This is a genomic window from Tunturiibacter gelidiferens (assembly GCF_014201335.1).
Classification (GTDB): Bacteria; Acidobacteriota; Terriglobia; order Terriglobales; family Acidobacteriaceae; genus Edaphobacter; species Edaphobacter lichenicola_E.
The window spans coordinates 307981-321053 of sequence record NZ_JACHEB010000005.1; the positions used below are offsets into that span (position 1 = coordinate 307981).

The 13073-nt window shown below is 57.6% G+C and carries 15 protein-coding genes; 4 read left to right on the top strand and 11 right to left on the bottom strand.

Annotation, left to right across the window (positions count from 1 at the left end):
- The first annotated feature begins 54 nt into the window (after nucleotides 1-54).
- Complete coding sequence (locus tag HDF14_RS12560) at nucleotides 55-861, top strand: polyphosphate kinase 2 family protein (RefSeq protein ID WP_183977126.1); 807 nt, start codon at nucleotides 55-57, stop codon at nucleotides 859-861.
- A gap of 243 nt (nucleotides 862-1104) precedes the next feature.
- Here the strand turns inward: HDF14_RS12560 and HDF14_RS12565 are convergent, their stop codons facing one another.
- Nucleotides 1105-1995, bottom strand: a complete 891-nt coding sequence (locus tag HDF14_RS12565) for an EamA family transporter (protein WP_183977128.1) — start codon at nucleotides 1993-1995, stop codon at nucleotides 1105-1107.
- Between the two features lie 33 nt (nucleotides 1996-2028).
- On the bottom strand, nucleotides 2029-3438 hold the full coding sequence (locus tag HDF14_RS12570; RefSeq protein ID WP_313899556.1) for a VWA domain-containing protein: 1410 nt from the start codon (nucleotides 3436-3438) through the stop codon (nucleotides 2029-2031).
- 155 nt (nucleotides 3439-3593) lie between these two features.
- On the opposite strand from HDF14_RS12570, the gene HDF14_RS12575 reads away from it, so the two are divergent.
- Nucleotides 3594-4634: a VWA domain-containing protein gene (locus HDF14_RS12575; RefSeq protein WP_183977130.1), complete on the top strand. Its 1041-nt coding sequence runs from the start codon at nucleotides 3594-3596 to the stop codon at nucleotides 4632-4634.
- Here HDF14_RS12575 and HDF14_RS12580 read toward each other — a convergent pair.
- Entirely contained in the window at nucleotides 4605-4835 is a 231-nt protein-coding gene (locus HDF14_RS12580) for a hypothetical protein (RefSeq protein ID WP_183977132.1), read from the bottom strand. The genes HDF14_RS12575 and HDF14_RS12580 overlap by 30 nt on opposite strands.
- 278 nt (nucleotides 4836-5113) lie before the next feature.
- On the opposite strand from HDF14_RS12580, the gene HDF14_RS12585 reads away from it, so the two are divergent.
- A complete protein-coding gene (locus tag HDF14_RS12585) occupies nucleotides 5114-6112 on the top strand; it encodes an aldo/keto reductase (protein ID WP_183977134.1) in 999 nt (332 codons plus the stop codon).
- A 116-nt stretch (nucleotides 6113-6228) separates the two neighbouring features.
- Nucleotides 6229-6930 carry a HisA/HisF-related TIM barrel protein gene (locus HDF14_RS12590; RefSeq protein ID WP_183977136.1) on the top strand — a complete coding sequence of 234 codons (702 nt, stop codon included), beginning with the start codon at nucleotides 6229-6231 and terminating at the stop codon, nucleotides 6928-6930.
- Between the two features lie 96 nt (nucleotides 6931-7026).
- Here the strand turns inward: HDF14_RS12590 and hisF are convergent, their stop codons facing one another.
- The 8 genes from hisF to hisI are packed head-to-tail and all read right to left on the bottom strand — an operon-like array spanning nucleotide 7027 to nucleotide 13006.
- A complete protein-coding gene (gene hisF / locus HDF14_RS12595; protein WP_183977138.1) occupies nucleotides 7027-7800 on the bottom strand; it encodes an imidazole glycerol phosphate synthase subunit HisF in 774 nt (257 codons plus the stop codon).
- 3 nt (nucleotides 7801-7803) lie between these two features.
- Nucleotides 7804-8085, bottom strand: coding sequence for a biotin/lipoyl-containing protein (locus HDF14_RS12600; protein ID WP_183977140.1), 282 nt, complete (start codon nucleotides 8083-8085; stop codon nucleotides 7804-7806).
- 3 nt (nucleotides 8086-8088) lie between these two features.
- On the bottom strand, nucleotides 8089-8700 hold the full coding sequence (hisH, locus tag HDF14_RS12605; RefSeq protein ID WP_183977142.1) for an imidazole glycerol phosphate synthase subunit HisH: 612 nt from the start codon (nucleotides 8698-8700) through the stop codon (nucleotides 8089-8091).
- Between the two features lie 43 nt (nucleotides 8701-8743).
- Nucleotides 8744-9343, bottom strand: a complete 600-nt coding sequence (gene hisB / locus HDF14_RS12610) for an imidazoleglycerol-phosphate dehydratase HisB (RefSeq protein WP_183977145.1) — start codon at nucleotides 9341-9343, stop codon at nucleotides 8744-8746.
- Nucleotides 9343-10497, bottom strand: a complete 1155-nt coding sequence (hisC, locus tag HDF14_RS12615; RefSeq protein ID WP_183977147.1) for a histidinol-phosphate transaminase — start codon at nucleotides 10495-10497, stop codon at nucleotides 9343-9345. The genes hisB and hisC overlap by 1 nt, the downstream gene beginning before the upstream one ends.
- Entirely contained in the window at nucleotides 10494-11753 is a 1260-nt protein-coding gene (hisD, locus tag HDF14_RS12620) for a histidinol dehydrogenase (RefSeq protein WP_183977149.1), read from the bottom strand. Before hisD ends, hisC begins: the two co-directional genes overlap by 4 nt.
- Nucleotides 11754-11786: 33 nt before the next feature.
- On the bottom strand, nucleotides 11787-12668 hold the full coding sequence (hisG, locus tag HDF14_RS12625) for an ATP phosphoribosyltransferase (protein ID WP_183977151.1): 882 nt from the start codon (nucleotides 12666-12668) through the stop codon (nucleotides 11787-11789).
- Complete coding sequence (gene hisI / locus HDF14_RS12630; RefSeq protein ID WP_183977153.1) at nucleotides 12665-13006, bottom strand: phosphoribosyl-AMP cyclohydrolase; 342 nt, start codon at nucleotides 13004-13006, stop codon at nucleotides 12665-12667. The genes hisG and hisI overlap by 4 nt, the downstream gene beginning before the upstream one ends.
- Nucleotides 13007-13073 lie beyond the last annotated feature (67 nt).

The window sequence follows — 13073 nt, forward strand, 5'->3', positions numbered from 1 at the left end:
GACATGGGTTTTCAGTAAGGTCGCCAAAATCCACTCAACCAGGAAGTCGCTCTCATGAAGATCAAGTCCCCGTATCTCATCAAGCCGCACGCGCAAGTCCGGCTGTCGAAAAAATCGACCTCAGACACCGGAGACTACAAATCGGAGGAGTCCGCCGCGGCGGCCTTGGTCAAGCACCGCGGTCAGCTCGCCAAGCTTCAGGAAGTCTTCTACGCCAGTCAGGCCAAAGCTCTGCTCATCGTTCTCCAGGGCATGGACACCGCCGGCAAAGACGGCACCATCAGCCACATCTTCTCCGGAATTAATCCCCAGGGCTGCGACGTCGCCTCCTTCAAAGTCCCCACCCCACTCGAGGCCCGTCACGACTTCCTCTGGCGAGCCCACGCCCAGGTGCCACCCCGCGGCATGATCAACATCTTCAATCGTTCCCACTACGAAGATGTCCTCTCCCCGCGCGTGCACAAAATCATCACCGACAAGGTCATGCGCCGCCGCCTCGACGACATCAACGAGTTCGAGAGCATGCTCGTCGACAACGACGTTCTCATCTTAAAGTTCTACCTCCACATCTCCCGCGACGAGCAGACTCAACGCCTCCAGGCTCGCCTCGACGACAAGCAAAAACACTGGAAGCTCTCCGAAGCCGACTTCCACGAGCGCAAGTTCTGGCCGCAGTACACCGACGCCTACGAGCGCATCTTCTCCACCACCAGCCCCAAACACGCCCCCTGGTTCGTCATTCCATCCGACCACAAGTGGTACCGCAACATCGCCATCTCGACCATCCTCGTAGACGCCCTGGAAAGTCTAAAGCTCAAATACCCCGCCCCCACCCTCGACGCCTCCACCATCAAGCTTTAGCCACTACAACACCACGCTCTTACCAGCAGCTATGGTCGTTATTTCACAGCCGCTCTTGCCGTTGCCCTTGCCTGTTCTTTTGGTTGTCATCCCCGCAGGGGATCTGCTGTTGCCGTTGCTTTTGCCGTTGCGGTTGCCTTTGCTGTTGCCTTGCTGTTGCAGTTGCCTGTTCTTTTGGTTGTCATCCCCGCAGGGGATCTGCTGTTGCTTTTGCCTTACTTATCCCCACCCCGGGCCCCACCGCTAAAGCGTAATCATCACCACAGCCGCCGCCGCCACAGCCATCCCCCACCCCTGTCGCCGCGTAGGCCGTTCCCTCAACGTCCACGCCGCCAGCAGAATCGTCGACGCCGGATAAAGCGAAGCCAGCACCGCCGCCACATCCAGCCGCCCCGCCCGCGTCGCCGCAACGTAGAGCAGGTTCCCCGAAGTATCCAGCAGCGCTGTAGCCATCGCCCACACCACAATCGGCCGCGACATTCGCACCCTCACCTCATCCTTCTTTGCTCGCAGCGAAATCCACCCCAGCATCAGCGAACACACCGCAATACTCCCAATTCTGCTCGTACCCAGCGGCCAGATCACACCCGTCTTCGCCGCCGCCAGCTTCAGCGCTGTAAAGTAAATCCCAAACCCAACCCCCGCGATCACCGCCAACCAAACCGTACTCCGATCCGCCGTCTTCGCCTCCGCATTCTCTCCCGCCGCGATCAGCCAGATCGCCATCCCCGCCACCAAAAAACCAACCACCCGCAACAAACCCGGCGATCCCTCTTCACTCACCGAAAACGCCGCAGGAATCGCCGCGGCCAGCAGCCCACTCAACGCCGCCGAGGCCCCCATCGCCCCCCGCGACAGCGCAATATAAAAGCAAGCCAGCGCCACCCCCGCCGTCACGCCCGCCACCAACCCCCAGCCCAGCGCAGCCCCATGCAAAAACGCATCTCCCCGCAACCATGCTGTGAACGCCAGTGCGCTAAAGCTCATGCAATGGCTCAGCAGAATCACTCGCAGCGCCGCACCCATCGAGCCGCCGGCCTGCTTCACGCCCATGCCGCCCGAAAAATCCCCTCCGCCCCACAGCACTGCGGCGGCCAGCGCCATCAGCGCATTTCCGTGCACCAGCATCTCCATCAAATTCCGATCAGGCCTTGCCGGCCGAGTCTCTCACTTGACCGACACAATCCCCGCAGGCCGCGTATCGCCCGCCGTCGGGTAGTATCCCTTCTTCGCGAGCACCGTCAGATTCGGCCTCAGCACCTTCACCTCAAGCGTCCGGTACTTGCCATCGATAAACGGCTCATGCGTGTAGTAGCCGACCGTGTACTGCGTCCGCACCTCTTCCGCTATCTTCGCAAAGCTCGTCTCGATACCCTTCTGCCGGAACTCGCCATCGAAGTTGCCGCCTGTAGCGCTCGCATATGCAGGCAGAATATTGTCCCGCATCATCAACGGCAGGTGCATCCTGTCCAGAAATCCGACCACCGGCAGCGACGAATCTCCCACCAGCGTCCCATACACCGCAATCTTGTTCGTGTTCAGGTACTTCACTACCTGCGAAAACTTCGCCGTGCTTCCATACTCCTTGCCATCGCTGATCACATAAACAATCCGCCGCCGCCCCGTCTTGGTCTTCGCCAACGACGTCGCAGCCGCCAGAATCGCATCGTTCAGCGTATGCACATCCCGCGGAACGTTCTGGATCCCCAGAATGCTCGTTCCATGCGTCGCATTCGTATTCGGATCAGTATGACTATCCTGTCCCCCGTTGATGCTGATGTTCTGTCCCAGCGGCCCGGTCGTGTCGTAGTACAGAGGCTCGCGTCCCGGTGCCTTCGACCGGTCCAGCACCGCCGTCAACCGTGCGCTCTGTGCCCCGGTAAAATCCGTCTGCATCTTCGGTCCGTTGTTATACGTAAACACCGAAACCTCGTCATACGGCGTGAACGCTCCCTGCAATGCAGCCAGCGAATTATTCACCTTCGTCATGTTGTCGAACGTCATGCTCTGGTCGATCACCAGCGCCACCGACAAAGGAAACGGATCCACCGTAAACAGCGCCAACTGCTGCCTCAGGTTGTTCTCATACACCCGCACATCGCGCCACGTCAGCCCCGGCACCAACCGCTGCTTGCTGTCTTTCACGGTAAACGGCACTTCCACAAAGTTCACACGCGCTTGAATGACGTACTCTGGGCCCTGTCCAGTCGGAACGTTCTCCGGTGGCGGACCCTCATCCTGCTGCTTCTGCGCCGCGGTCGTCGGCAACTTATTCGGCACCGCTCCATCTTCCGCAGCAGGCGCCGAGTTATCTCCATTCGAATCCGGCGTCGTCCCAGCACCCGGCGTCACCGGTCCCACCCCCAGGCCCTGCGGCTTCGGAGCATCAGGAATCGTCTGTGGTTTTGGCCCATCGGGGATCGTCTGCTGTTGCGGCGCATCCTGCTGCGCCAGCGACAACACCGGCTGTCCAGCCATCATGCACGCCAAAGCCCCTGCCAACACACTGTTTCTCACCACAACCACGCGAAAATCCCCCATACCTTCCAGCCGGGCCTTCACAACCCAAAGCTTCACGAACTACCAGACTACCAGCGCAACATCCCCGCCGCCATCCCTATGCGTCGATCACCTCCTTGGACGCCTCCCCGCCAGCCAACGTTACGCCCCGGCCTCTCAACCCCCTAACATTTTTCCCAAGACTCCCCTCCAACTTCGTCGTCTAATACGGTATGCGCTCTCTCCGCCTCGCCGCCGTCGCCCTCGCTCTCTGCATTACCCCAGCCCTTCACGCGCAAGAGGCCGCCGAGCCCGGCGGGCCGCCCCCCGCCAGCAACGCCGCCGCCCAGCCCGTCGACATCGGTGACACCCAGACCCTTAAAGTCAACGTCAACCTCGTCAACGTCTACTTCTCCGTCCGCGACAAGAGCGGCTTCATCACCAACCTCCACAAAGACGACTGCAATATCTTTGAAGACAAAGCTCCCCAGAAGACCAAGAACTTCACCCAGGAGAAAAATCTCCCCCTCACCATCGGCATCCTACTCGACACCAGCGGTAGCCAGAAGAACGTCCTCCCCCTCGAGCAGCAGTCCGGCGCCGAGTTCCTCAAAGACGTCCTCACCCCCAAGGACGAAGCCTTCCTCATCTCCTTCGACATTAACGTCAACCTCCTCTCCGACTACACCAACAGTCCCCGTGAGATAAAACGCTCCATCGACTCCGCCGAGATCAACACCGGCGCAGGCACGGGCTCGGTCACCGGTAACGGCAGCGCCCGAGGCACCCTCCTCTTCGACGCCGTCTACCTCGCCGCCCACGACAAACTCCGCCAGGAGGCCGGCCGTAAGATCCTCGTCCTGCTCACCGACGGAGGCGACCAGGGCTCCCAGGAAACCTTGAAGTCCGCCACCGAAGCCGCACAAAAGGCCAACGCCATCGTCTACGTCATCCTCCTCTCCGACCGGGGCTTCTACGGCGGTGGAGGCTTCGGCATCAACCTCGCCGACACCGGCGAACGCGACATGCAGAAGATGGCCACCGACACCGGAGGCCGCGTCATCAACGTGGGCAACAACGGCAAAAAGCTACAAGAGGCCTTCGACCAGATTCAGGACGAACTCCGCACCCAGTACCTCGCCAGCTTCACCCCCACCAATGCCAAAGTCGACGGCACCTTCCGCACCCTCAACATCACCTGCCAACCCGGCCAGAAGATCCAGGCCCGCAAAGGCTACTACGCCCTAGCCGATGCCCAGGGCAAAGACGACTAATGCCCAACGCCTAACGCCTGCCCGGCCGTTGCTTGCTGTTGCTGTTGCCTGTTCTTTTTGGTTGTCATCCCCGAAGGGGATCTGCTGTTGCCATTGCAGTTGTCCTTGCCGTTGCCTGTCTTTTCCGTTGTCATCGTCGAAGGGGATCCGCTGTTCCACTTCCAGTCGCCGTTGCACTCCCGCGATGCCGGGCTCGTCCAAAACCTGTCAAGCCCCAAAACAACGCAACTCTTTGACCCACAAGAATATCCACGTGGCATATGAGTTAGGTCCCAACCGCTATACTGAATTGAGAAATACGAGAAGGGAAAGCTAGGCGGTCAGCGCGTAACTTATTGATAACAAGTATTTTGCGCATAACCCATTTGTATTGAATATTTTGCAGACACAACCTACCTGTAAATGATTGAATACAATAACTTTGCGTCCAAAATACCCCACAAGGGGAGGGGGGTACCCTCCCGAACCAAGGAGTCAGCATGGATTACGTAAATCTTGGCAAGACCGGCCTAAAAGTCTCACGCCTCAGCCTAGGCTGCATGTCCTACGGAGTCCCACCTGCTGGCCCCCTGCGCCCCGGCAGCCACGCCTGGGCACTCAACGAAGCCGACAGCCAGCCCTTCTTCAAACAGGCCCTCGACCTCGGCATCAACTTCTTCGACACTGCCAACATCTACACCGTAGGTTCCAGCGAAGAGCTCCTCGGCCGCTTCCTCAAAGCCAACACCAAACGCGAAGACACCGTCATCGCCACCAAGCTCTTCAACGCCATGCGCGACGACCCCAACGCGAAAGGCCTCTCCCGCAAGCAGATCTTCTTTGAGCTGGACGAAAGCCTCAAGCGCTTAGGCACCGACTACGTCGACCTCTACCAAATCCACCGCTGGGACTACGAGACCCCCATCGAAGAGACCATGGAAGCGCTCCACGACGTAGTGAAGTCAGGTAAGGTCCGCTACATCGGAGCCTCCTCCATGTACTCCTGGCAGTTCGCTAAAGCCCTCTACGTTGCCGATCTCAATGGCTGGACCCGCTTCGTCTCCATGCAGAACCACTACAACCTCCTCTACCGCGAAGAAGAGCGCGAGATGATGGGTCTCTGCCAGGCCGAAGGCATCGGCGTTATCCCCTGGAGCCCCTTAGCTCGTGGACGTCTAGCCCGTGCGTGGGGTTCAGAGACTACCAAGCGAAACGACACCGACCAGTTCGCCAAATCCATCTATACCAAAACCGAAGACGCCGACAAAAAAGTAGTCGACCGCCTTACCGAGCTAGCCGAAAAGCGGGGTGTTCCTCAAGCCACACTGGCCATAGCCTGGATGCTCAGCAAGCCCTACATCACCGCCCCCATCGTCGGCGCCACCAAACCGAATCACCTGACCGACGCCGCAGCCGCACTCTCCGTCAAATTAACCCCAGAAGAAATAACCTCACTCGAGGAGCCATACATCCCCCACTCCGTCCAGGGCTTCAGCTAAAGAAGAGCATTTCCCGACCAACGGGAGGAGTACACAAGTCGAAGTGACCGCCCCGCGCGTAGCGGGCCCGTCCGGCAGGACAAAGCAAAGAAGGAAGAAAAGAGAAAGCACAACAGATGCTAATCCCCTCAATCGACCTCATGGGAGGCCGCATCGTCCAGCTAGTCCAGGGCGAAAAGCTAAAACTAGCCTTCGACGACTTCGAATACTGGATCGAACGCTTCGCAAAGTACCCGCTAGTCCAGTTGATCGACCTGGACGCCGCAATGCGTCTAGGCAACAATCGCTCCCTCATCGAGATGATCGCGAAGCGTCTCCCGTGCCAGGTAGGCGGAGGCCTCAAAACCGCAGAAGACGGCAAACTCCTCTTAGAAGCCGGTGCCAAAAGAGTCATCTACGGCTCCAGCCTTTTTCGCCCAGCCGAACCAGACCACATTCGCCGTCACAAGCTCATCTACCTCGAGTTCGCCGAGGGCCTCAAATCCGAACTCGGCGAAGAAGCACTTGTCTTCAGCGTAGACACCAAGGGCGGAAGAGTCGCCGTCAAAGGGTGGAAAGACTCCGTCGACCTCACTCCAGAAGAAGCCATCACCTGGCTCGAAGACTACTGCGCCGCCTTCCTCTACACCCACGTAGACACCGAAGGCACTATGCAGGGCTTCCCCATCGACGTAGCCGCAATCCTGAGAGCCTGCACCGCCAAACAATTAATCGTAGCCGGAGGAATCAAAGAGCGCAGCGAAATAGAAGCCCTAGACGCCATGGGCGTAGACGCTGTAGCCGGCATGGCGGTCTACGCCGGCGCCATGGAAGCCTAGTTGTGAACCCGACCAACGGGAGGACCGGTACACAAGTCACGAAGTGACCGCGCGTCGCGCAGGCGGCCCGTCCGGCAGGACAAGTCTTTCAAATAACTAGCAAGGCAATCGAACGCTGACCCCAGCCCGCTGCAACTCCCCCTTCAACTCCCGCGAGTCCGTCACTCCAAAGTGAAAGATACTAGCGGCGAGCGCAGCATCCGCCCGACCCCTTCCAAACACCTCCACAAAGTGCCCCGCAGTCCCCGCTCCACCCGAAGCGATCACCGGAATCTGCACCGTCCAGCTCACCATCGCGGTCAACTCACAATCGAACCCACTCCGCATCCCATCGGTATCCATCGAAGTCAGCAAAATCTCCCCTGCCCCTCGATCTTCCGCCTCACGAGCCCAATCCAAAACCCGCCGCCCCGTAGCCTTCCGACCGCCACTCACAAAAACTTCAGCCTCTTCTACACCACGACCTTCAACTCGACGAGCATCGATAGCCACAATCACCGCCTGCGCTCCAAAGCTCTCACCAATCTCCCCAATCAACTCCGGCCTCGCAATCGCCGACGAGTTAATGCTCACCTTATCCGCACCCGCGTCGAACACCGCGGCAGCATCCTCCGCACTCCGAATCCCACCACCAACCGTAAACGGCACAAAGAGCGCCGCAGCCGTCCGCTTCACCGTCTCGAGCAGCGTTCCGCGCCCCTCATGTGTAGCCGTAATATCCAGCAGCACAATCTCATCCGCCCCCGCAGCAGCATGACGATGCGCCAACTCTGCCGGATCACCCGCATCCACGATGTCCACGAACTGCACACCCTTTACCACGCGCCCGCCGCGCACGTCGAGACACGCAATGATCCGTTTCGTCAACATCGGCTATCCCAACCTCTGCGGAACCGCATCAGCCACCGCAACCTGCTCCCCCTCACACACGATCCGAGCCAGCGAATCCCCATTCTCGATAACCGCACCATGCTCCACAAACCACTCCACAACCAACCCCTGCCTCGGAGCAGGCACATGAAACTCCATCGCCCCATCCGTCAAGGTACAAACCGCTTGCCCCGTCCCCGCAAGCGATCCCGCCGGCACCAGTCGCTGCACAAACGTATACGAAGGCTCTTCCGCTGCAAGTTTCAACTCATACATAAATGGCATAATCTACAACTCCAGAAAGTTCTTCAATACCTGTAATCCCACCGCGCTCGACTTCTCAGGATGAAACTGTACCCCCATCACATTGTCTTTCTCGACCACCCCCGTAAACGCTCCACCATATTCTGTAACCGCCGCTGTTGCATGCATCACCGGCGCTCGCCAGGAATGCGTGTAGTAAACATACCCGCCACTCTCCACCCCGCGCATCAATCTCGAAGCCGTCCGTATCTTCTCCAACGAATTCCATCCCACATGCGGCGACTTCAACTCCGAGCCATCAAACAGCGCAGGGAATCGCTCGCACGTCCCCTCAAAGTGGCCCAGCCCGACGAGACCTGGAGCCTCTGTTGAACCCTCAAACAGCCACTGCAATCCAACGCAGATTCCCAGAAACCACGCACCCTTCGCAACACTCTCCCGCACCGCATCCGTCAACCCAAGCTCTCGTAGCAAAGAAGTAGCTTGAAAATGGCCTACCCCAGGCAACACTACCTTCGCCGCTCCAGCTACCACCGTAGGATCCTGAGTCACCACCGTCTCACGCGCACCAAGGTAGTTCAGCGTCTTCACTACGCTGGTAAGATTTCCCGCTTTGTAGTCAATAATCGCAATCATTCAAGCAGCCTTACCATCCCACGTATGCAAAAGGAAAATTGAGCTAAAGCAATCCCTTGGTACTTGGCAACATCTCCCGCATCCGCTCATCCCGCGAGCAAGCCCCGCGCAGTGCCCGCGAAAACGCCTTGAAGATCGCCTCAATCTTGTGATGATTGCTGCGTCCATACATCGTCTTCACGTGCACATTTGCCTTGGCCCCACGCGCAAAGCCATCGAAGAAGTCGGTCAGCAACTCGCTCTGAAAATCTCCCACCAGTCGTACCTTCACCTTGTCGTCGACGACATAGGAGACGCGTCCGCTTAGATCCACCGCAGCCACAGCGAGCGTCTCGTCCATTGCCATCACAAAGTATCCGGCGCGCATGATTCCTTTCTTATCGCCCAGTGCTTTGCCAAACGCCTCGCCCAGAGCGATTCCAACATCTTCCACTGTGTGGTGCTGATCGACATCTAAGTCACCCGTACACGCCAACGTGAGATCAAACCCCCCATGGCGCGCAAATAGCTCTAGCATGTGGTCAAAAAAACGAATCCCCGTCGACACTTTGTACGCGCCCTGTCCATCGACAACGAGCTTCAAAGATATCTGCGTCTCCGTAGTATTCCGTTTGATCGTTGCGGTTCTCACACTCTTAGACATCACTCGAACTCCCTGACTCCGTCATCGATTGAATCATGCGCTGATTGTTCACGTTGGCTCTTCCAGCCAATCTCATCGAGACAAACCTTCAGCGCGGCCAGTCCTCTCGTGACATGCTCCTCGATACCAATCGTGATTCGTACAAATCCATCGCAACCTGGATCGGTCGACCTGTCTCGCAGCAGAACGCCGTGCGCGCGCATCGCTTGCACAAGCTCTCTATGTTTAGACCCAATATTCATCAGCACGAAGTTCGCGTGGCTAGGGAAGTAAGGCACGCCCAACTCCGCTAATCCACCCATCATCCGCTCACGTCCAACCCGCACCTGTTCCACATACCAGGTCAGGTAATTCTCGTCCTCCATCGCTGCCGAAAGGCAATCCAGCGCTACGCCGTTTACGTTGTAGGGAGAACTGACCTTTCGCACGTACTTCAACAGCTCCGCGTTGCCAGCCAGCATGCCAATCCGAAGACTCGCCAACCCGTAAGCCTTCGAGAACGTTCGTGCCACAACCAGGTTCGGCACGGCCGCCAAATCGTTCATCACGGACGCACCATCAAAATGGTAGTAAGCCTCATCAACCATCAGTACCGCTTGTGGCGCCGCCGCAGCAATCGCTAACAAATATTCTTTGCTCACCACCGCACCCGTTGGATTATTCGGTGAAGCAACGATGATCAGTTTCGTTCGCTCCGTAATCGCTGCCATAAAACGCTCGAAAGGAAACCCAAGTGTCGCATCGGACTGCACCTTCCTTAGGTGCGGTGTCATCATCTGGACGCTTACGTCGTACATGAAAAATGTGGGGGTCGCAATCAGCGCCTCATCCTCGGCCTCGAGAAACGCCACACACATCAGATGAATCGCTTCATCGACACCGTTAGTCAGCAGCACTTCCTCTGGCTTCAGCCCAAAGTGGGACGCGACGATCCGTTCTACAGGCTCCCTCTCAGGATACTTCGTGAGTCTTTCGCCTGTCTGTGCAAGCAATCTCTCCACTACCCGTGGAGAAGGCCCAAACGTGTTCTCGTTGAAGTCTAGACGCAGAGCTTCTCGTCCTGCCAATGGAGGATGGTACTCCGGCATCTCCTGAACAGCCCCTCGCGCCTGCACCGACTTCACTTCTGTAACAAGATTAGTAGCAATACTCATTGCATTCTCACTCTCACGCTCTCTGCATGTCCGTTTAGGCCCTCAGCTTCAGCCAGTGCGATCGCGTGCGGACCCATCCTTTTCAACCCTGCACGCGTGTACTGCTGCACTGTAATCACTTTTACAAAGTCCACTACACTCAATCCACCACGCACCCGACCCACGCGCCCCGTCGGCAATACGTGATTTGGGCCAGAGACGTAATCTCCCATCGATTGCGGAGCGTATTCCCCTACAAAAACTGATCCTGCATTTCGAATCCACTCCAGATCTGACGCCGAATCGACAGTCAAATGCTCTGGCGCGAGCCGGTTCGTCAGCTCTCGCGCTTCGTGAACTGTCGCAGTCACAAATACGCATCCTCGCGCTGCAAGTGACTGCTTCGCAATCTCATTATCTCGCGCCCGCAACTTCACCTCTACCGCGACATCTCTCGCTAACGTTTCCTTAGTCGTAATCAGCACGGCCAATGTTTCAGGATCGTGCTCTGCCTGTGCGATCAAATCAGCCGCAATTCCAGCAGCGTCCCCTGTTTCGCTGGTCACCACGATCTCCGTTGGACCTGCAGGCATGTCAATACCGCAATCATTCGAAACCAGCATCTTTGCCGCAGTCACGTAGAGATTCCCCGGTCCGACAATCTTATCGACGCGCTCAATCGTCGCCGTGCCATAAGCCATAGCCGCGATAGCCTGCGCCCCGCCAACCCGATGCAACTCGGTTACTCCAGCAAGCCATGCTGCAGCCAGCGTCTCTTTTGCGGGCTTCGGTGAACACACCACAATCCGTTCCACCCCAGCCACCTGTGCCGGCGTCACCGTCATCAACAGCGTCGAAGGCAGCGGATAGCGTCCGCCCGGCACATAACAACCAACACTTCCCAGAGGTCGCACAATCTGTCCCGTCTTCACACCGTCCACTGGCGAGATCATCCACTCCTGCGGCATCTGAGCTTCCGCGAACGCCAGAATATTTCCGCGCGCCACCATCATCGCCGCTTGCAGCGCCGGCGCAGTCGAGTCCCACGCAGCCTTCATCTCATCACGCGACACACGCAACGTCTGGTCCTTCGCAAGACCGTCGAACTCGGCTGCATACTTCAGTAAGGCTCGATCGCCGCCCCTTCGCACCCCCGCAAGAATGCTTCGCACCACTGGTTCAACGCGCGCCGTGTTCACAGCACCTCGTCGCTCCAACGACTCGATCAATGCATCTGCGGCAGCTTTGCCGCGACCAAAGGTCTTTACCAGCTTCATCACAGAACTCCATTGCCGAAACAAAACCAACTTCTAGAGCACAACCTTACTCAACGGATATTCAACAATGCCCGTAGCTCCCGCGGCCTTCAGCTTCGGAATCACCTCTCGCACCAGAGCCTCGTCCAGAATCGTATTCAGCGCCACCCATTCCTGATCACTCAGCTGAGATACGGTTGGCGAGTTCAACGCGGGCAGTACGCCGATGATCTTTTCCAGATCAATCTTTCGCGCATTCAGCATCAACCCGACTCGTCCTTGTGCTGCAATTGCCGCATTCAGCATCAACGCAATATTCTCGATCTTCTCCCGTTTCCATGCGTCTTGGTAAGCTTGTTTATTCGCAATCAACTGAGTCTCGCTCTCCATCAGTGTCTCGATAATCCGCAGCCGATTTGCCCGCAGCGACGACCCCGTCTCAGTCACTTCAACAATCGCATCCGCCAGCATAGGAGGCTTTACCTCCGTCGCGCCCCAGCTAAACTCCACGGTCACTGGAATATTCTTGCCGGCAAAGTACCGTTTGGTAAACTCAACCAACTCCGTGGCAATAATCTTTCCCGCCAGATCCTCAGGTCTCTGGAACGGTGAATCCTCCGGCACCGCCAACACCCACTTCACCTTCTGCCTGCTCTGTTTTGAGTACGTCAGACTCGTGACATACTCCACATCGGTCTCATTCTCCAGCACCCAATCATTGCCCGTCAGTCCAGCATCGAGCGCTCCATGCTCCACATAGCGCGCCATCTCTTGCGCCCTTACCAGCATGCATTCAATCTCCGCATCATCGATAGAAGGGAAGTAGCTTCTGCCATTCGCGAAGATCCTCCATCCGGCCCGCTCAAACAGCGCGATCGTCGCGTCCTGCAAACTGCCCTTAGGTATTCCAAGCTTCAATCGATTCGTCTCGCTCACCGTGCCTCCAGCGCAATATTTTTCGTAAAGCAGCTCACCGTGCCTTCGTGGCAAACCAATCCGTCACCTTCGACTTCAACTTTGAATAGCAGCGCGTCGTTATCGCAATCGGTCGACGCTTCAATCACTCTTAGCCGGTTCCCGCTGGTCTCGCCCTTCATCCAAAGCTTTTGCCGAGTTCGGCTCCAGAACGTAACAAACCCGCTTTCGAGCGTCTTCGCATAGCTCACGTCATTCAAAAAACCGAGCATGAGCATCTCACCAGTCTTCGCATCCTGAACGATGCCCGGAACCAGACCATCCATCTTCGCAAAATCAATCTTCACTGCATCTATCATCTCTGTTCTCCCCATGTACGCAAGAAAAAGGCCCGCTCGCGGTATGCGCGTCAGCGGGCCTTTCGAA